This is a genomic window from Moritella dasanensis ArB 0140, from assembly GCF_000276805.1.
Taxonomy (GTDB): domain Bacteria; phylum Pseudomonadota; class Gammaproteobacteria; order Enterobacterales; family Moritellaceae; genus Moritella; species Moritella dasanensis.
Window position 1 is genome coordinate 40373 of the sequence record NZ_AKXQ01000030.1, and the last position, 17991, is coordinate 58363.

The 17991-nt window shown below is 41.9% G+C and carries 18 protein-coding genes and 5 tRNA genes; 14 read left to right on the forward strand and 9 right to left on the reverse strand.

Annotated elements, in window-relative coordinates; all coding sequences use genetic code 11:
• Positions 1–61 precede the first annotated feature (61 nt).
• Together A923_RS0119250 and ilvY are read right to left on the reverse strand one after the other, a co-directional pair.
• Positions 62–673, reverse strand: coding sequence for an LA_2272 family surface repeat-containing protein (locus A923_RS0119250; RefSeq protein ID WP_017223332.1), 612 nt, complete (start codon positions 671–673; stop codon positions 62–64).
• A gap of 124 nt (positions 674–797) precedes the next feature.
• Positions 798–1676: an HTH-type transcriptional activator IlvY gene (ilvY, locus tag A923_RS0119255; protein WP_017223333.1), complete on the reverse strand. Its 879-nt coding sequence runs from the start codon at positions 1674–1676 to the stop codon at positions 798–800.
• 343 nt (positions 1677–2019) lie between these two features.
• Here ilvY and ilvC point away from each other — a divergent pair, with 343 nt between their 5' ends.
• Positions 2020–3495 (forward strand): ketol-acid reductoisomerase, encoded by a 1476-nt coding sequence (gene ilvC / locus A923_RS0119260; RefSeq protein WP_017223334.1) that lies wholly within the window; start codon positions 2020–2022, stop codon positions 3493–3495.
• A 192-nt stretch (positions 3496–3687) separates the two neighbouring features.
• Here the strand turns inward: ilvC and A923_RS0119265 are convergent, their stop codons facing one another.
• Positions 3688–4437 carry a glutathione S-transferase N-terminal domain-containing protein gene (locus A923_RS0119265; protein ID WP_017223335.1) on the reverse strand — a complete coding sequence of 250 codons (750 nt, stop codon included), beginning with the start codon at positions 4435–4437 and terminating at the stop codon, positions 3688–3690.
• A 167-nt stretch (positions 4438–4604) separates the two neighbouring features.
• Here A923_RS0119265 and tcdA point away from each other — a divergent pair, with 167 nt between their 5' ends.
• Together tcdA and A923_RS0119275 are read left to right on the forward strand one after the other, a co-directional pair.
• Complete coding sequence (gene tcdA / locus A923_RS0119270; protein WP_017223336.1) at positions 4605–5414, forward strand: tRNA cyclic N6-threonylcarbamoyladenosine(37) synthase TcdA; 810 nt, start codon at positions 4605–4607, stop codon at positions 5412–5414.
• A gap of 307 nt (positions 5415–5721) precedes the next feature.
• Positions 5722–6933, forward strand: a complete 1212-nt coding sequence (locus A923_RS0119275) for an acetyl-CoA C-acetyltransferase (protein WP_017223337.1) — start codon at positions 5722–5724, stop codon at positions 6931–6933.
• A 156-nt stretch (positions 6934–7089) separates the two neighbouring features.
• Here A923_RS0119275 and A923_RS0119280 read toward each other — a convergent pair whose 3' ends face one another.
• Both A923_RS0119280 and A923_RS0119285 read right to left on the reverse strand, forming a co-directional pair.
• Positions 7090–7515 carry a SufE family protein gene (locus A923_RS0119280; protein WP_017223338.1) on the reverse strand — a complete coding sequence of 142 codons (426 nt, stop codon included), beginning with the start codon at positions 7513–7515 and terminating at the stop codon, positions 7090–7092.
• 55 nt (positions 7516–7570) lie between these two features.
• Positions 7571–7825, reverse strand: coding sequence for a PepSY domain-containing protein (locus A923_RS0119285; RefSeq protein WP_017223339.1), 255 nt, complete (start codon positions 7823–7825; stop codon positions 7571–7573).
• Positions 7826–7877: 52 nt separating this feature from the next.
• On the opposite strand from A923_RS0119285, the gene A923_RS0119290 reads away from it, so the two are divergent.
• From A923_RS0119290 to A923_RS0119300, 3 genes are read left to right on the forward strand one after another with little or no spacing between them, the layout of a single operon-like run.
• Positions 7878–8234 (forward strand): PepSY domain-containing protein, encoded by a 357-nt coding sequence (locus A923_RS0119290; protein ID WP_017223340.1) that lies wholly within the window; start codon positions 7878–7880, stop codon positions 8232–8234.
• A 2-nt stretch (positions 8235–8236) separates the two neighbouring features.
• Positions 8237–8896, forward strand: a complete 660-nt coding sequence (locus A923_RS0119295) for a response regulator (RefSeq protein ID WP_017223341.1) — start codon at positions 8237–8239, stop codon at positions 8894–8896.
• The gene (locus A923_RS0119300) at positions 8893–10263 is read left to right on the forward strand and encodes an ATP-binding protein (RefSeq protein ID WP_017223342.1); all 1371 of its coding nucleotides are present in this window, start codon (positions 8893–8895) and stop codon (positions 10261–10263) included. The genes A923_RS0119295 and A923_RS0119300 overlap by 4 nt, the downstream gene beginning before the upstream one ends.
• A 42-nt stretch (positions 10264–10305) precedes the next feature.
• On the opposite strand, the gene A923_RS0119305 is transcribed toward A923_RS0119300, so the two are convergent.
• Both A923_RS0119305 and A923_RS0119310 read right to left on the reverse strand, forming a co-directional pair.
• Positions 10306–10692: a YgiW/YdeI family stress tolerance OB fold protein gene (locus tag A923_RS0119305; protein ID WP_017223343.1), complete on the reverse strand. Its 387-nt coding sequence runs from the start codon at positions 10690–10692 to the stop codon at positions 10306–10308.
• Positions 10693–10910: 218 nt separating this feature from the next.
• Positions 10911–12131 (reverse strand): cysteine desulfurase, encoded by a 1221-nt coding sequence (locus tag A923_RS0119310; protein WP_017223344.1) that lies wholly within the window; start codon positions 12129–12131, stop codon positions 10911–10913.
• A 347-nt stretch (positions 12132–12478) separates the two neighbouring features.
• On the opposite strand from A923_RS0119310, the gene rpmB reads away from it, so the two are divergent.
• The 3 genes from rpmB (at position 12479) to rep (ending at position 15022) form a co-directional block, all read left to right on the forward strand.
• On the forward strand, positions 12479–12715 hold the full coding sequence (gene rpmB, locus A923_RS0119315; RefSeq protein ID WP_017223345.1) for a 50S ribosomal protein L28: 237 nt from the start codon (positions 12479–12481) through the stop codon (positions 12713–12715).
• Positions 12716–12726: 11 nt separating this feature from the next.
• Positions 12727–12882, forward strand: coding sequence for a 50S ribosomal protein L33 (gene rpmG / locus A923_RS0119320; RefSeq protein ID WP_017222427.1), 156 nt, complete (start codon positions 12727–12729; stop codon positions 12880–12882).
• Between the two features lie 124 nt (positions 12883–13006).
• On the forward strand, positions 13007–15022 hold the full coding sequence (gene rep / locus A923_RS0119325; RefSeq protein WP_017223346.1) for a DNA helicase Rep: 2016 nt from the start codon (positions 13007–13009) through the stop codon (positions 15020–15022).
• A gap of 59 nt (positions 15023–15081) precedes the next feature.
• Here the strand turns inward: rep and A923_RS0119330 are convergent, their stop codons facing one another.
• Both A923_RS0119330 and A923_RS0119335 read right to left on the reverse strand, forming a co-directional pair.
• Positions 15082–16431, reverse strand: coding sequence for a bifunctional diguanylate cyclase/phosphodiesterase (locus tag A923_RS0119330; RefSeq protein WP_017223347.1), 1350 nt, complete (start codon positions 16429–16431; stop codon positions 15082–15084).
• 171 nt (positions 16432–16602) lie between these two features.
• Positions 16603–17022: a c-type cytochrome gene (locus tag A923_RS0119335; protein WP_017223348.1), complete on the reverse strand. Its 420-nt coding sequence runs from the start codon at positions 17020–17022 to the stop codon at positions 16603–16605.
• Between the two features lie 241 nt (positions 17023–17263).
• Here A923_RS0119335 and A923_RS0119340 point away from each other — a divergent pair.
• From A923_RS0119340 to A923_RS0119360, 5 genes are all read left to right on the forward strand, one after another.
• Positions 17264–17340, forward strand: a tRNA-Arg gene (locus A923_RS0119340).
• A gap of 39 nt (positions 17341–17379) precedes the next feature.
• A tRNA-His gene (locus A923_RS0119345) sits at positions 17380–17455 on the forward strand.
• Positions 17456–17667: 212 nt separating this feature from the next.
• Positions 17668–17744: transfer RNA gene (locus A923_RS0119350), tRNA-Pro, on the forward strand.
• 5 nt (positions 17745–17749) lie between these two features.
• Positions 17750–17825 (forward strand) — tRNA-His (locus A923_RS0119355).
• Between the two features lie 79 nt (positions 17826–17904).
• Positions 17905–17989 (forward strand) — tRNA-Leu (locus tag A923_RS0119360).
• Positions 17990–17991 lie beyond the last annotated feature (2 nt).

The window sequence follows — 17991 nt, forward strand, 5'->3', positions numbered from 1 at the left end:
CTTAATGAGACGCTAATGTTGCTTGTTGTTAGTCTAGCATTTTAATTATCGATTAATCGACCTAAAATGACTGCTGAAAATTGATCAGTGGTAATATTTTGACGACACCGTTTTCTGCATAATTTAATAAACCAATCTGCAAACCTTGTAAGTTTTCGGTCATATTAAAAATACCAATTTGAAATTTTGCAGTTTTGGCATAATTCATCACACCAAAATCCACCAATGATAATTTCTCACTGTAGTTTATCAGGCCGATATTGGCGCCTGCGACTGTTTTGGATAAATTAACCATGGCGAAATTGACGCCTTTTACATGGGTAGTATTGTTTACTAACGCCATGTTGAAACCAGTGTCATGGCCTAAATGCCAATTGAATAAGCTAAATGCTGCACCAGAGAACTCATTATTTACTTTACTCGCGCCCAGTAATAAATTGAAACTGACACCTTCAAGCTTATCAACTTCGGATAAACCCAATACTGCCATATCAAAACCTTGTACTGTTTCTGTTTGACCATGAAACAGGGCAAGGCGGAAACCATCAACGTCTTGACCTGCTGGTGCGTTAAGGCCGACTGTTGAAAATTGCGCTGGTAGTTCATTGGCAATCGCAGCCTGGCTTAAGCTTAACGTAGCTAGTACTGCCAAACATATTTTTTTGAATCCCATGAAAACTCCATATTAACAATGATGAGGGAAATAATGTGTGCTCGATTATAGCGGAATTCGTCCGCGGGTCTTAATCATATTTTATTTTGCTTTCATCAACTTTGACTGCGGCGCTGATAATGCCTTAGGGCTTGACCATGTTAAAAAATTCAGTGATCACCGGTTCGTCAAAGCGTTTACGCTGACAGCATAACCCCAGATCAAAGGGCTCAATTTTATTGCTGTTCTCAAAGGTTAATACCCGATCGCGAACGGGGCTGTTATCGACTACCACGGCAGGCGCAATACCGACGCCTAATCCTAGCGCCACCATGCTGACAATCGCTTCATGACCCGCAACCGTGGCATAAATACTCGGTTTAATCTTCATCTGCTTAAACCATTTATCAATACGCTTACGCGCGGGGCCGTGTTCAGGCAGGATAAATGGCACTGCATTCCAGTCAATATTGTCCTGCATGATTTGTTGCTGCACTTGGCAAGAAATCACCGGGGTAATGATAGAAAGCGGAACTTTGGCTATCTCGACAAACTTTAAACGATTAGATATTTGGTCAGGATGCGCAGCAATGGCAATATCAATGCTTTCTTCATCAACGAGTTGCATGCCCATTGCGGCATCACCGGTGATTAGCTTTAGCTCTACATTCGGGTGCAGTAAGCGGAATTTGTCTAATATAGGCGGCAAATGACTGTAGGCAGCGGTGACTGAACAAAAGATTTTAAGTTCACCATCGAGTTCGCCACTGTGACTGCTAAGGTCGGCTTTCAGTTGCGTCCAGTTTTCGAGGGTTTGCTGGGCAAAACTACGCAGGCGTTTTCCGCTTTCTGTTAATGCGACGGATCTATTATCACGGGTAAAGATTTGGCTGCCAACGGATTCTTCTAATCGCTGCATAGTGCGCGTCAGTGTCGACGTGCTGACATGCATCGCCTCTGCGGTTTTACCAAAGTGCAATGTGCTGGCTAAATGTAAAAAAAGTTGTAGTGAGCGAATGTCCATATTGACTTTTTCCTGACCGTATAATGTTTATATATTGTTATTATTAGCTTTATTATTGCGACTAATATTTTTTTTCAAAAAAACGACTAGCGCTAAAATAGGGTAAAAAACTGTTTATGCTTTGATCTGTGAAGTATTTGTATGCCCAGTCTCTGTTTCACTATTTTAAAAGCTGATATTAACCTATTTCGCATTGGATAAATGGTTACGTTGCATAAAATGCAACACTGTATTGTAAATATATCATTTCCAGCAATGAGTAACTTAGCATATAGTGAATACATAGCGCATCACTGGAGTAGTGATGGCACATTTAAATTATTAAATTCTCATGGAGAGCAGCATGGCTAACTATTTTAACACTTTAAACTTACGCCAACAGTTAGAGCAACTAGGCAAATGTCGTTTTATGGATCGCAGTGAATTTACTGACGGTTGTAACTTCATTAAAGATTGGAACATAGTAGTAGTCGGTTGTGGCGCGCAAGGTCTTAACCAAGGCCTAAACATGCGTGATTCTGGTCTTAATATTTCTTATGCATTACGTGGCGCAGCAATTACTGAAAAACGTCAATCTTTCCTAAATGCATCTGAAAATGGTTTCGTTGTAGATACATACGAAAACTTAATCCCACAAGCGGATCTAGTATTAAACCTGACTCCTGATAAACAGCATTCAAATGTTGTTGAAACTATCATGCCGTTGATGAAACAAGATTCAACGCTAGCTTACTCGCACGGTTTCAACATCGTTGAGGAAGGCATGCAAGTTCGTAAAGACATTACAGTAGTTATGGTTGCACCTAAGTGTCCTGGTTCTGAAGTACGTGAAGAATACAAACGTGGTTTCGGTGTTCCAACACTAATCGCTGTTCACCCTGAAAATGATCCAAAAGGTGACGGTCTTGCGATTGCTAAAGCATACGCATCTGCTACAGGTGGCGATCGTGCTGGTGTTCTTGAGTCTTCGTTTGTTGCTGAAGTTAAATCTGACCTTATGGGTGAGCAAACTATCCTGTGCGGTATGTTACAAACAGGCGCAATCCTAGCATTTGATAAAATGGTTGCTGACGGTAAGTCACCAGCATACGCAGGTAAATTGATTCAGTTCGGTTGGGAAACAATCACTGAAGCACTTAAGTATGGCGGCATCACTAACATGATGGATCGTCTATCTAACCCTGCTAAAATTAAAGCCTTCGAAATGGCTGAAGAAATGAAAACGACTCTTCGCCCATTATTTGAAAAGCACATGGACGACATCATCACGGGTCACTTCTCATCAACGATGATGGCTGACTGGTCAAACGATGACGTTAACCTGCTTAAATGGCGTAAAGAGACTGGCGAAACTGCATTCGAGAACTACCCAGAATCAGACATCGTTATTGACGAACAAGAATTCTTCGACAACGGTACATTATTCGTAGCTATGATTAAAACGGGTGTTGAACTAGCATTCGAAAGCATGGTTGCTTCTGGTATCGTTGACGAGTCTGCATACTACGAGTCACTACATGAAACGCCGTTAATCGCGAACACGATTGCACGTAAGCGTTTATATGAAATGAACGTTGTTATCTCTGATACAGCTGAATACGGTTGTTACCTATTTGCTCATGAAGCGGGTCCACAACTACGTGACTACGTAAATGCGCTACCAACTGAATTGATGGGTTCTGCATTCACTGCTGAATCTAACAGTGTTGATAATGCTCGTTTAATTGATGTGAATGAAGAAATCCGTAATCACCCTGTAGAAGTTATCGGTAAGAAACTTCGTGGCTACATGTCAGACATGAAAAAAATCGTTGGCTAATACCTGATGTAACCATCAAGGTGTAGTTAATCAAGCCCGCTAAACATGACGATGTTTAGCGGGCTTTTTTGTGTCTGGTGATTTCTATTTTAAGGGCTGAATAAGTTAAACTCGGGTGTTTCTCTGTGTTTTATCAGCAGCAAGAATGCATCCAAGTAGTATGTACTCTTGCCATACAGAAGCGGGGGGAAATTAAAGCGCGTAAGTCGCCATTAAATACTTCACTATCGCTTTAGACTCAAACATATCCACATCGGTATTAGGATCTTTCAAGAAGGGTACTTGTACTGTGCCATGTTCCGCAAAAAACGCACTACGCTTGGTTTCTGGTAACGGTGTATATTCACCAGGGCTTAAACGTCTTGTTGCAGGACCCAGTTCACCAAAGCTTTGCTTGCCTAAGTTCACCAACAAATACGGTAGTTCTAATTCACACAAGGTTTCACGAACTGGACGAGAATAAGGGCTACTTTCAAAGCTATATAAAACCAGCGGGTCAGTTGGTTCGATTGCGGGTGTTTTTGTCTTACCTGCATTAAAACGAATTAACGATGCTGTTGTTGAACTCGCATAGTTAAACAGATTAGCGCGTAATCGGATCGGCGCGCTGCAATTGCCATAATGCTTGTATAAATAAGTGATGATCTCAGACGCAGAGTTGAGGATAGTTTGGGTATTTTTATCGATCAGGAACGGAATTTTATCTGTGCTATACATTTCTCGTAGCTGTTGCTTATGACGCTCTCCGCCTTTTGGACAAGGAATAATAAGCACATCCAAATTCAATTCTGAAATTGCTTCACGTACTAAGCGACATAGTGGGTCGGATTCATTATCATACATGATTAACGGATCTTGCTCATTAATCGTGGTTTTTGCTGCTTTGGTGCCAGCCCATAAACGTGTTTGTGAAGCCAGTGCAGAAGTCAGTAGATTAAACATAGCGTAAATCCGTTAAATTAAAACCTCATCTTAAATGCACAAATTTGAAAAAGCTGTCTAGTCTGGCCCTCAATAATACGTTTCTGATGAAAGTGTTATTGACTGCAAACTTTGTGTTATCGAACTGAATCAGTATAATGCGTTTTTTGCTTGATTTAGGGTAAGGTATGTCAGCTGAATATGACAATCGTTTTAGTGGTATTGCGCGTTTATATGGCGTTAAGGCACTGCAATTTTTTAGTCAAGCGCATGTATGTGTGATTGGTATTGGTGGTGTGGGTTCTTGGGCTGCTGAAACTTTAGCGCGTTCAGGTATCGGCAAGATAACCCTGATCGACATGGATGATATTTGTGTGACTAATACCAACCGTCAAATTCATGCCTTAAAAGACACTATCGGTAAGCAGAAAATTGATGTAATGGCTGAACGTATTCGTGCCATTAATCCAGAATGTATCGTGAATCCAATCGATGACTTTATCACTGTCGATGATGTTGGCCTACACATAAGCAAAGATTTCGACTACGTAATTGATGCGATTGATAGCGTACGTTCAAAAACGGCACTATTAGCACACTGTAATCGCCAAAAAATAAAATGCATTACCATTGGCGCTGCGGGTGGTCAAATTGATCCAACCCAAATCCAAGTACTGGATTTATCAAGAACAAATCAAGATCCATTAGCGGCTAAAGTGCGTTCTGATCTGCGTCGTTTACATAACTTCAGTAAAAACCCAACGAGTCGCTTTGGTATTGAATGTGTCTTCTCGACCGAGCAATTAATTTACCCGGGAACCGATGGCGAAGTATGTTCGACCAAGAACTTTCTTGACGGCGCTACAGGCATGGATTGTTCAAGTGGCTTCGGTTCTTCAACCGCTGTGACGGCCAGTTTTGGTTTAATCGCCGCTTCACGGGTATTGAAAAAATTAGCCGAACGAGAAGCACGTTATCGACCTGAAGAAGCTAGTTAACATATCCGTTTAACTAATACGGTTAAGCGCTGACGCGTGATTGAAACCAGTGGGTACTCCTTGTATTCACTGGTTTTATTGTATTCAAAGCCATCCTCAATTTTGACCTATCTAAAATCCTTATTCATCACCGTTAACTTACTGTACTTACCTTAAACCTTTACCTTATGGCATCGTTAATACAACTCGTTGCTTTCAAGATTGCTTAGGTTTGACTGCGCTAAATTCGGTTATGTTAATAACTTGTGATACAATTCAAACATATGTTTGAAAATGAAACTAATCACATCAAGTAAGGAAACAAGGTATGAATAAAGTATTTATTGTTGCAGCAAAGCGTACGGCCCTTGGTAGTTTTGGTGGCAGCTTAGCCGGTGTTGATGCGGCTACGTTAGGTGCAACGGCAATCAAAGGCGCATTGGCAGCCGCAAAGGTTAATCCAGAGCACGTTGATGAAGTGATTGTTGGTAATGTGATTAGTGCTGGTCAAGGTATGGGGCCGGGTCGTCAAGCCGCTATGCAAGCGGGTATTCCTGCTAGTGTCCCTGCTTATACGCTGAATATGATTTGTGGTAGCGGCATGAAAACCATCATGGACGGTGCTGCACACATTAAAGCCGGAGATGCCGATATCGTCGTTGCTGCAGGTATGGAAAGCATGTCTAACATTCCTTATTTGATGCCCGCGAAAACTCGTTTTGGTTCTAAAATGGGCAACATGACGATGGTCGATGCCATGATCAACGATGGACTGACTGACGTATTTAATAATTACCACATGGGCATGACAGCGGAAAATATCGTTGATCAGTTTGGTTTAACCCGTGAACAACAAGATACGTTTGCAGTGGGTAGCCAACATAAAGCGGTTGCAGCTATTGCCGCTGAACGTTTCGTTGACGAGATTGTACCCGTTGAAATCAAGGTGCGCCGTCAAACACAAAGCTTTGCGACTGATGAATATCCAAAAGATAATACCAGCGTGGAAGGTTTAGCTAAATTGCGCCCAGCATTTAAAACGGATGGTTCTGTGACAGCGGCAAACGCATCTGGTATTAATGATGGCGCGTCGGCGATCATCTTGGCCTCTGCTGCTGCGGTAGAAAAATATGGTTTAGAACCGATGGCAGAACTGATAGCTTATGGTCAAGGTGGTGTTGATCCGCAAGTAATGGGCTTAGGTCCGGTACCTGCGATTGAGCAAGCGTTGAAACGTGCTGACATGTCATTGGAACAAATGGAGTTGTTAGAACTTAATGAAGCCTTTGCTGCGCAGGCGTTAGGGGTAATGACTAACCTGACTCAAGAACACAATGTGGATATGGATTGGTTTGCAGATAAAACGAATGTTAACGGTGGCGCTATCGCCCTCGGTCATCCATTAGGTGCATCTGGCGGTCGTATTACGGTGACGTTATTACACGAAATGCAAAAGCGTGGTGTCGATTACGGTTTAGCATCGTTGTGTATTGGCGGTGGTATGGGGACGGCGTTGATCGTTAAAAACTTGCAGAAATAAACGCACTAAACTAATTAGTTAAATGATATTGGTGGCGCAAACATACAAGGGCATGGATGCCCTTGTTTAAGCGCCTTTATTTAAGACAACGCGGATGTCTTGAGCGGTTTGCAGAATCAATTCATTTAGCGGTATGTTAGATTAGTATCGTTAACTTTAAGCCGCTTTAATTGCTGCAATAACGGCTTTTAAACCATTGCCACGTGATGGACTCAGTTGTTGCATAAAACCTAATTGCGCAAAGTAATCATCGACATCAAACGTCGCGATCTCGGCACGTGTTTTACCGTTAACTGCGGCTAATAATGCTGCCATTAAGCCTTTAACTATACGGGCGTCAGAATCTAAACCAAACCATAATCGCTCGTCATTATCGCAATGTAAGGCTAACCAAGCTTGGCTTTCGCAGCCTTTAATTTGATTTTCTGCTATTTTATAATCATCACTTAATGCTGGGATCTTATTACCAAGTTGGATCAATTGGCGGTATTTATTTTGCCAGCCAGCTTGTGCGGTTAATAACGTCAGCACATCCGTACTGGTGATGGAGTTGCCAAATGGGCTTGACGAGAAATCGGTCATGAATATTCCTGATTATTCTTGTATTAGCGACCAGAAGTGCTCTGGTAGGGTAAAATTAATCTTCTTCGACTGAGATAAATTGACCTGTGGTAGTCAGTTCTATTTCAACTTTGTCGTTGTTAGCGTTACGCGCTTTAATTTCATAGCGATTATCGTCATAATCAAATTCAACTTTAGAAATATCATGAAAACCTTGTTCAACAAGCAGTTCAATCACTTGCGCGATGGATTTTTCTGGCTGATTATGAGCTGGATTAGCAAGCGTGACTGGGCTTAGCAAAATCAGTATTAAGTAATAATATTTTAGCAAAATTTGACCCTGTTAATGTTCTATTCATTTAAACAACGGTACTCTAGAACCTATGAAAACACGAATCTTATTAACTGTCATGCTAATCTTTATGTCATGGCAAAGTGTGGCGATGCCGCATATCGAATACGAAGAAGATCTTGACGAAGTCACGGCTGCAGTGAAGTCGAAGGAGATCAGTCCGTTTATTGATTTACTCGCCATTATTGAGCGTGACTTTAACGGTCGAGTAATTAAAGTCGAACTCGAAAAAGACGACGATTACAGCGAAGATGATATTTGGATATACGAAATCAAAATTCTCGATGCCGATCGTAATGTGGTCAAAGCAGACTTTGACGCTAAAACGTTCCGTTTGTTAGCCATTAAAGGCCATAAACTTGAACGTTTTTTTAATCAGAATAGGTAAGCATGAAAGTATTAATCGTTGAAGATGAACCGCAATTAGCTCAACAAATGCAGCAGCAATTAACTGCGCAGGGCTTTATTGTTGACTGTGCTTATGATGGTGAAGAAGCGCATTTTATGGGCTCGACCGAAACTTATGATGCCGTGGTGCTCGATTTAGGCTTGCCAAAAATTGATGGTTTAACGGTATTGAAAAAATGGCGCGCTGAAAACCTGACTATGCCCGTTATTATTCTTACTGCGCGGTCGTTATTACACGAAAAAATTGAAGGCTTGAACGCTGGGGCTGACGATTACCTGGCAAAGCCTTTTCAAATGGGCGAGTTAGTTGCACGTTTACAGGCTTTAGTACGCCGCGCAGCAGGCAAAGCGTCATCGATTGTGACCGTTGGCGATATCCGTTTAGATATCTCGGCATCAACAGTCACTAATGCTGGTTTGAGTGTGACGCTGACTGCACATGAGTTTAAAGTGCTGAGTTATTTAATGCTCCACCTTGGTCAAGTGGTCTCTCGGGCTACCTTAATTGAACATATTTACGCGCAAGATTTTGATCGTGACTCCAATACTATTGAAGTATTTGTCGGCCGATTACGCAAAAAACTCGGTAGTAAAATGATCGAAACGGTACGTGGATTAGGTTATAGGATCGCGCAGGATTGAAACGTTTTTCATTAAAAAATAGATTATTGTTTGCAGCCGGTGGTTGTTGCGTGGTGCTGATCCTGATCACTGGGTTTACTGTGCAGCGTTACATGCAAGACTATTTGCGTAGCGAATTGGTGACCAAATTAACTTTGTCGTTAGATGAATTATTAAGTCGCCTTGAAGTGCAACCACCCACGCTAGACTCTGCCAATCGCTATATCCCCTTTGATGTTATGCCGATTAACTCCTTGTCCGAACCGCGATTTAACCAACCTTATTCGGGACTTTATTGGCAAATCCAAACCGATAATCAGGTGTTAAAACGCTCGCGTTCATTATGGGAAAAACAACTTACCTTTAGTCATTTGAATAATGAATTTGGTCTTGATGACTTTGTGACTGATGGCCCCACTGGCAAAGCACTAATGGTGCTGCAGCAAAAAGTAAAACTACCTGATAGTGAAATGTTTTTTTGGGTTTCTGTGGCACAAGAAAGTAGCAGCTTAGCGCTGGCATTACAGGGTGTTAATCGTAGTTTGCTCATTGGTCTGGGTCTCTTGGCGTTGGCTGTTATGCTTTTGATTTTTCTGCAATTAACCTGGGGTCTACGACCTCTGACGACATTGCGTAAAGAGTTGGCCGAGATTGAAAACGGCGACAAAGCCCATTTTCAGCACCATTATCCGCAAGAAATCGATCCGCTGGTAAAAGATATTAACCGCTTGTTGGACCATCATCAGCAGTTACTAGAAAAGGCGCGTACCAATGCCGGTAATATGGCGCACGCATTAAAAACACCACTAAGTATTATGCAAAATGAATTGGCTCTGTCGCAACCGCCACAACGACCTTTGTTACAGCAACAGCTACAGAAAATGCGCCAACACATTGAATACCATTTATCATCCTCGCAAATCGCGGCGAAGCAGTTGTTAGGCGCTAAATGTAGTCCGCACCAACAATGCAGCAGTGCCGTGTCAGCTTTTTCACGTTTGTATGCCAGCCGTAATATTGCCGTTGAACTTACCTTTGACGAGGCATTAACAGTTGCTGTTGATGGCCGTGACTTTGATGAAATGGCCGGTAACTTGATTGAGAATGCATATAAATGGGCGGCAGCGCGTATTGTTATCTCTGCGGTTGTGGTTGATGGCTTACTGCAAATGACGATTGCGGACGATGGCCCTGGTATGAGTGACGCAGATTGCCAGTTGGTATTAGATCGCGGTCAACGCTTAGATGAACAAACCCCAGGTCATGGCCTAGGGCTTAATATAGCGGCTGAAATGGCGCGGATGTATCAAGGTAAACTGGTGTTACAGCGCGCATCACTTGGTGGTTTAGCAGCGCAATTAGCACTGCCGCTACGTAACCGTTTATAAACGTTTGGTGTTATAAAAGCCTGATATTATAAAGCATCGATATTATAAAAGTTTAATGCTTTCTACTTCGACTTCAGGTGTTGAACCACCTTCAAATTCACCAAATATGCGTAGTTTGGTGTTGTTATCAATGGCTACTGGTAGCTTGATATCATCGTCAAGTTCAACAATAACTTGGCCTGTCGCGTCGGCGAACATGTATTTGTCTGCGCTGATTTGGTGGATTAACTGACCTTCTAATACCACGTTAGCTTCGCTGAAACTGCCTATGTTTTCTATGTTTTCAGCTACTGTCGTGACGTTCATTGCTGGGCCAGTGTAATGAATTGATTGTTTGTTGTGATCATCATGGCCATTACCTTTTGCCATTGCCAATGTTGGTAACATAACGATCGTTGCTGCGAGTGCGATAATTGTTTTCTTTAGCATCTTAAATCTCCTGAAAACCGGTGGCTTTCGTTTGTTGTTATTGCTGCAGCTATTGTCGTTATCGTTATCGTTATCGTTATCGTTGTAGCGGCAGCGTTCTAATTAATTTTTAATCTAATGTTCTAGACAATGTTGATGATGCTATTAAACAACATTGATACTGAATACAATCTGAGTGCGTCGTTCATATTCAGTACATGTGCGGAGATGGCTAATGCTTAGAGTAAATCGAGTAGCTCATTCAATGCTTTAATGAAAAAATCGATTTCTGCTTTGGTATTATAAATGGCTAGCGAAACACGAATAGTGCCGGATAATTTTAGGCTATGCATCAAGGGTTGGGCGCAGTGATGGCCAGTGCGCACGGCAATACCTTGTAAATCGAGCAACATACCAACATCGCCATTATGTGCGTCACCAATAATAAAACTAACGCCGCCAGCACGGTGATGTGGTGAGCCGATGATTTTAATGCGGGGCATTTTTTCCAGTTCAGCAGTGGTGTAAGCCAGTAATGCAGCCTCGTGGCTTGCTAATGCCTGACGGTCATAACTGTTTAAAAATGTCATGGCGCGGGCTAGGCTAATCGCTCCGGCAATATTCGGGGTACCCGCTTCAAACTTAAACGGTAATTCATTATACGTAGTCTGTTCAAAACTCACGGTTTTAATCATTTCGCCACCGCCTTGCCACGGCGGTAGTTGATTAAGGACTTGTTCTTTACCCCAAAGCACGCCGATACCGGTTGGACCATACATTTTATGGCCAGAGAACACATAAAAATCACACCCCAGCGCTTGGACGTCAACATGCCAATGCGAAATAGCTTGAGCACCATCGATTAATACCTTAGCGCCGACTTGTTTGGCTAATGCGATGATCTCCTCTATCGGGTTCACCGTGCCGATTGCATTGGATACATGGCTGACTGCCACTAACTTGGTTTTAGCGCTCAGGAGCTGTTTATAGGCCTGCATATCGAGGTCTGTAGACGGTAATAACGGGATAACTTTGATAATCGCGCCTGTGCGCTGTGCGAGCATCTGCCAAGGCACGATATTAGCGTGATGCTCTAAGGTCGAAATGATGATCTCGTCGCCTGCTTGAATACTGCTGGTTAAGCAGTTTGCGACTAAGTTAATGGCTTCGGTAGTGCCGCGGGTCCAGATAATTTCTTTACTGCTATTAGCATTAATAAAATGCGCACAGATATCACGGGCATTTTCATAAGCAGAGGTGGCTTGCGCGCTTAATGCATGCGATGCGCGATGGACATTGGCGTTGATATCACGATAATAGGTATTAATTGCCTCAAGCACACATAATGGCTTTTGACTGGTGGCGGCATTGTCCAAATAAATTAACGGGTGATCGTTCACTTGTTGAGATAATACGGGGAAGAGTTGTCTGAGGTTAATTAATTCTATATCGCTAAGCATGGTGTAAACTCACTATCAAGGAGTGGGGATTATAACCTGAAATAACGGCTTACGCATTTGACCATTTAGGCGAATTGAAATACTTTTTGCAATTATTATGATTTAATTTTTATTGCTTGTTTTTGGCCTTATCTTTGTGTTTTAAACTGTTTTTTTGCTTTTGTGCTCATAAAGCCATCGCCTCAGCTTGTTTTTAGCGCTATTTTGACGTGATTAAAGATGGTGATATTTTGCACTATTATTGATTTGTGTTTGGGTTTGCTGTATAAACCGAGCTTTAAAAGTATACCTAGTAGCTTCAAATGCGACTATGTAGACACTTATATTTGAAGTTATTGGAGCACACTATGTCAAAAGTATGCCAAGTCACTGGTAAAAAACCAGCTGTTGGTAACAACGTTTCTCACGCAAAAAACCGCACACGTCGCCGTTTCTTGCCAAACCTACATACACACCGTTTTTGGGTTGAGAGCGAAAATCGCTTTGTTAAATTACGTCTTACTGCTAAAGGTATGCGCGTTATCGATAAGAAAGGTATTGATTCAGTTTTAACTGAAATGCGTGCCCGTGGTGTTAAGGTTTAAGGAACTAGATTATGCGCGATAAAATTCGTTTGAATTCATCTGCTGGTACAGGTCACTTCTATACTACAGATAAGAACAAAAAAAACATGCCTGAAAAAATGGAAATCAAAAAATTTGATCCAGTTGTTCGTAAGCACGTTATCTACAAAGAAGGCAAAATCAAGTAATTCTTGATTGCGTTTTTGATGTATAAAAAATGCCAGTTATTTATAACTGGCATTTTTGTATGTAAATTTTGCTACAATCTAATCTCTACCTCTTTCCCTCATGTTTTAGTCTGGTGTTATCGCTATGAAAATGAATCCTCGTCAGGATGAAGCTGTTAAATATATTTCTGGACCGTGTTTGGTACTTGCTGGTGCCGGGAGTGGTAAAACGCGTGTTATTACCACCAAAATTGCCCATCTAGTGCAAAACTGCAGCTACCAGGCCAAGAATATTGCCGCGGTAACGTTTACCAATAAAGCAGCGCGAGAGATGAAGGAGCGTATCGCTCAGACATTAGGTAAAAAAGAAGCAAAAGGCTTGATGGTTTCTACATTCCATACCTTAGGGCTGAATATTATTCGTAAAGAATATAAAAGCTTAGGCATCAAGCAAGCCTTTACCTTGTTTGACGATCAAGACCAATTAGCGTTATTAAAAGAGCTGACTCAAGATACTTTAGAAGAAGACAAAGAGTTGATCGACCAATTGCGCAGTGCTATCTCCAATTGGAAAAGTGAGTTGGTATTACCACCACAAGCGCTGACCCGTGCACAGATGCCACAAGACAAATTATTTGCCCAGTGTTATGAAGATTACCTCCGTCATATGAAAGCCTATAACGCCTTGGATTTTGATGATCTGATCATGATGCCAACCTTGTTATTACGCTTAAATGAAGAGGTGCGTGAACGCTGGCAAAATAAGATCCGTTATTTATTGGTGGATGAATATCAAGACACTAATACCAGCCAATATGAATTGGTGAAATTGCTGGTTGGCCACAGTGCTAAGTTTACCGTTGTAGGGGATGATGACCAGTCGATTTATTCGTGGCGTGGTGCCCGACCTGAAAACCTGACGTTATTGCAGAGTGATTTTCCTGGCTTGAAAGTGGTGAAGCTAGAGCAAAATTACCGTTCAACTCAGCGTATTTTAAAAGCGGCCAATATCTTAATTGATAATAACCCGCATGAATTTAATAAACGCTTATTCAGCGAACTTGGTTATGGTGAACCGATTAAAGTGTTCACTACTAAAAATGAAGAGCATGAAGCTGAAAAAGTAGTATCGGAAATGTTAGCGCACAAGTTTATGGCGCGCAGCGAATATAAAGACTACGCGATCTTATACCGTGGCAACCATCAGTCACGGTTATTTGAAAAAGCGTTAATGACCAACCGTATTCCGTATAAGATCAGTGGTGGTACGTCATTTTTCTCGCGTGCCGAGATCAAAGATATGATGGCTTATCTGCGATTATTAGTGAATCCGGATGATGATAATGCGTTTCTACGTGTGGTCAATGTACCGCGTCGTGAGATAGGCCCGACAACGTTAGAGAAACTCGGTAATTACGCCAACATACGTAACATCAGTTTGTTTGCAGCGAGTTTTGAAATGGGACTTGAGCAGACGCTCACTGGCCGTGGTTTAATCGCTGTACGCGGCTTTACACGTTGGTTAGTGGAATTAGCCGACCAAGAGCAACGCAGTGACAGTATTGATGCTGTGCGTGATATGGTCCGTGATATTCATTACGAAGATTGGTTATACGAAACCAGTGCCAGTGCAAAAGCCGCTGAAATGCGCATGAAGAATGTGTCTGAGCTGTATCGTTGGGTGACTGAAATGCTCAAAGGTGATGATCTCGATGAAGAGATGACGCTGGCACAAGTGGTTACTCGATTAACGTTACGCGACATGCTGGAGCGTAATGAAGACGAAGACGATTCTGATCAAGTGCAGCTAATGACTTACCATGCTTCTAAAGGTCTGGAATATCCGTACGTGTTCATGGTAGGGATGGAAGAGGGGATCTTACCACATCAAAGCTCGATTGATGATGATCCGAATGTCGAAGAAGAACGTCGTTTAGCGTATGTGGGGATCACCCGTGCGAAAAAAGTCTTGTTCATGATGTTATGCAAAGAGCGTCGTCAATATGGTGAAGTGGTAAAACCAGAACCAAGCCGTTTCTTGTTAGAGTTACCGCAAGATGATCTGGAATGGGATTTACGTAAAGTACCTGATTCGCCAGTCGAAAAACAAGCAAAAGGTAAACGTGGCGTCGCTAATCTGAGAGCATTGTTTAATAAATAAGGTTAATAAGTAACTTAAATAATTTATTAAAGTACGATAGCTAGATTTCAAATCGCTTGTTAGAGTTCTAATAAGCGATTCACTTGCCTATAATCCATCGGCTGAGCGATATAATTGCCTTGACCAAACTCACAACCTAACTCGATTAACTTGGCGTGCTGTTGTGGGTTGTTAATGCCTTCTACGATGACTTTAAAACCCATATCATGACTAATATCTCTAATTACCCGAATTAACGACAAGTCTTTTTTCGACATCAACATACGGTTGGTAAAATGGCTGTCTATTTTGACAAAATCAATGGGGTACTGAAAGAACGCGTTTAGCGAACTAAAACCGTTACCAAAATCATCCAACCCCACTTGAACCCCAATTTGACGTAACTTTTCCAGTGCGCGGATGGCAAATTTATTGTGTGCCATAAATTCATGTTCTCTAAACTCAAAGACTAAGCGCTGCGGTGGTATCTGTTGCTGCTGAATAATAAAAATTAAATGTTCAACAGCGCCATCAAGAATCAGGTGTTTGGCAGATAAGTTCATGGTTAATATGATTTGTTGATTATCAACGTGCGAGTTATGCCATTTTTTTAGCTGTAAACAAGCCTGATTAATAATATGCAGATCAAGGGCGATGATAATATCGGTGTTCTCGGCTAAGGAGATAAAATTATTATCTCCTTTATCACTATTCTGTTCTTCCTCATGCCAATGGGCGATCACTTCAAAGCCAATCAGTCGATTGCTGTTTAGCTGAATAATGGGTTGGTAGTAAGGCAATATATCGTTGTTAATAATGGCGTGAGTGAGCTTATCTTGTTGCTGTATAGCTTGGGTGTTTTTAACGGGTGATGGTAATGCTGTGGACAGGTGATAGTGACCTAAACCTTGTTGTTGTGCGTTCTTGAGGGCGATGTCGGCATCTTTCAATACTTGACTGACGGAATGTGGCGCTTGCTGCAAGCTAATGCCGATGCTGCTACTGCAGAGAATTTTATAATGGTTAACCTGAAAACTAAACCGAAACTGCGATTGAATTTCTTTGGCTAGATCTAAAGCGCTATCCGCATCGGTGATGTCTGTTTTTAACAAGGCAAACTCATCACCTTGTAAATTGACTAAACAATCATTGCACGAGGTTAATGATAGTAAATGCTCGCGGATGGTCGAAATTAATTTATTACTGAGCTCACTGCCAAAGTTGCGCTCAACGTCAGCGATGTTATCCACTTTGATCAGTAAGAGCACAAAGCGTTGTTGAGTTTGTTGCAATAGCTGTAAAGCTGATTTTAGTTGCGTTAGAAATAATGCCCGCTGGGTACGTAACGAATGAGATAAAGCTAAATTCATGAGCTTGGTATTACGTGGTCGCGGTTGTATTGAAAGACGGTCCTTGTTCACAATTGGCATCCTAATGGTCTTTAATCACTAAAAAAACGAAGTCTTATAGTGATAAAGTCTAGCAGTGGATAACTGTGGGTCAAAAAAAGCCACTAAATAAATTAGTGGCTCTATCGAAAGTCTGTGTCTTATAACGGCTTAGCGTCATAATTTTTTGTTATCACATACTCTGCTGTGGTGTTATAGACCTTGGATCATGTAATCAACAGCGGCATGTAGTTCATCATCAGAACAATTAGCACAAGTACCACGTGGAGGCATTACACCATTTAAGCCTTCGATTGCGTGGCGATATAATGTTGCTTTACCTTGGGCAATACGTGGTGCCCACTGATCTGCATTACCTTTAATTGGTGCGCCTGCAAGGCCACTGCCGTGACACATGTTGCAAGTAGCAGTATAAACTTGCTCGCCTGTGCGCGGTTCTGCAGGTGTTGTGCTTTTTGCAACAACAGGAGCAAGTTCACCTGGTAGGTATACTTGGCCAACAGGAGCAATACGTTCTGCAACTGATTCAGCAGAATTGTGGCCTGCGTTTACAGTGAATGCAAATAGCAGTGATGCTGATAAAGTGATTAGAATATTTCGTAATTTATGCATGCTCTTTTTAGCTCCCTAATTAATGGTATTGTTAGTCAGTGGGTGACTTTTGTTATAATAAATCCCTAGTACTGTTAGCCATTATATCCTTACCTAGCCTTAGGTTAAATAGTTGTAACAGTGTTTGTTGCATTTTACTTGGTTATAAAAGATACAGGCTTTGTGGTGATACGACATTTTCAGGCCGAATAACCGGATTTGCCTAGACGAGATCCGTTGTTGGACGTAAGATATTATTCATGCGTCCGTAGCTCAGTTGGATAGAGCGCGCCCCTCCGGAGGGTGAGGTCGGAGGTTCGACTCCTCTCGGACGCACCATTATAGTTATTATAGTGGTTGTGTAATGAATGATAAATGGCGGTTGTAGCTCAGTTGGTAGAGCCCCGGATTGTGATTCCGGTTGTCGAGGGTTCAATCCCCTTCAGTCGCCCCATTATTCTTTGATTACGCACACTAATGTAAATACAGTTTTGGCAGTGAATTAATTCATCCTGATTGTTTTTTGCACTGGTGCTGTTTGTTTTTATTCCTATTTAATTGAAAACGATCAAATATGCGTTTTTTAGTTAAAAAGACTTGCAGACTTACACACAATATCTATAATGCGCACACTTGTTAAGAATGATGCATTCTAACTTGTATGTTCGGTGATTAGCGCAGCTTGGTAGCGCACCTGGTTTGGGACCAGGGGGTCAGAGGTTCGAATCCTCTATCACCGACCACTATGGCGGTTGTAGCTCAGTTGGTAGAGCCCCGGATTGTGATTCCGGTTGTCGAGGGTTCAATCCCCTTCAGTCGCCCCATATTCGATAACGTAGATATTCTTTTAGAATTGAGTTATCACCCTTGCTAGCGTTACCTACTAGTAAGTTGAAAAATTGTGCGGAAGTGGCGGAATTGGTAGACGCGCTAGATTTAGGTTCTAGTATTGCAAAGTGTGAGAGTTCAAGTCTCTCCTTCCGCACCATG

Excerpts from the sequence above, each read along its gene's own strand:
- A923_RS0119250 (WP_017223332.1), bottom strand. The coding sequence starts at position 673 with ATGGGATTCAAAAAAATATGTTTGGCAGTACTAGCTACGTTAAGCTTA.
- ilvY (WP_017223333.1), bottom strand. The coding sequence starts at position 1,676 with ATGGACATTCGCTCACTACAACTTTTTTTACATTTAGCCAGCACATTG.
- ilvC (WP_017223334.1), top strand. The coding sequence starts at position 2,020 with ATGGCTAACTATTTTAACACTTTAAACTTACGCCAACAGTTAGAGCAA.
- A923_RS0119265 (WP_017223335.1), bottom strand. The coding sequence starts at position 4,437 with ATGTTTAATCTACTGACTTCTGCACTGGCTTCACAAACACGTTTATGG.
- tcdA (WP_017223336.1), top strand. The coding sequence starts at position 4,605 with ATGTCAGCTGAATATGACAATCGTTTTAGTGGTATTGCGCGTTTATAT.
- A923_RS0119275 (WP_017223337.1), top strand. The coding sequence starts at position 5,722 with ATGAATAAAGTATTTATTGTTGCAGCAAAGCGTACGGCCCTTGGTAGT.
- A923_RS0119280 (WP_017223338.1), bottom strand. The coding sequence starts at position 7,515 with ATGACCGATTTCTCGTCAAGCCCATTTGGCAACTCCATCACCAGTACG.
- A923_RS0119290 (WP_017223340.1), top strand. The coding sequence starts at position 7,878 with ATGAAAACACGAATCTTATTAACTGTCATGCTAATCTTTATGTCATGG.
- A923_RS0119295 (WP_017223341.1), top strand. The coding sequence starts at position 8,237 with ATGAAAGTATTAATCGTTGAAGATGAACCGCAATTAGCTCAACAAATG.
- A923_RS0119305 (WP_017223343.1), bottom strand. The coding sequence starts at position 10,692 with ATGCTAAAGAAAACAATTATCGCACTCGCAGCAACGATCGTTATGTTA.
- A923_RS0119310 (WP_017223344.1), bottom strand. The coding sequence starts at position 12,131 with ATGCTTAGCGATATAGAATTAATTAACCTCAGACAACTCTTCCCCGTA.
- rpmB (WP_017223345.1), top strand. The coding sequence starts at position 12,479 with ATGTCAAAAGTATGCCAAGTCACTGGTAAAAAACCAGCTGTTGGTAAC.
- rpmG (WP_017222427.1), top strand. The coding sequence starts at position 12,727 with ATGCGCGATAAAATTCGTTTGAATTCATCTGCTGGTACAGGTCACTTC.
- rep (WP_017223346.1), top strand. The coding sequence starts at position 13,007 with ATGAAAATGAATCCTCGTCAGGATGAAGCTGTTAAATATATTTCTGGA.
- A923_RS0119330 (WP_017223347.1), bottom strand. The coding sequence starts at position 16,431 with ATGCCAATTGTGAACAAGGACCGTCTTTCAATACAACCGCGACCACGT.
- A923_RS0119335 (WP_017223348.1), bottom strand. The coding sequence starts at position 17,022 with ATGCATAAATTACGAAATATTCTAATCACTTTATCAGCATCACTGCTA.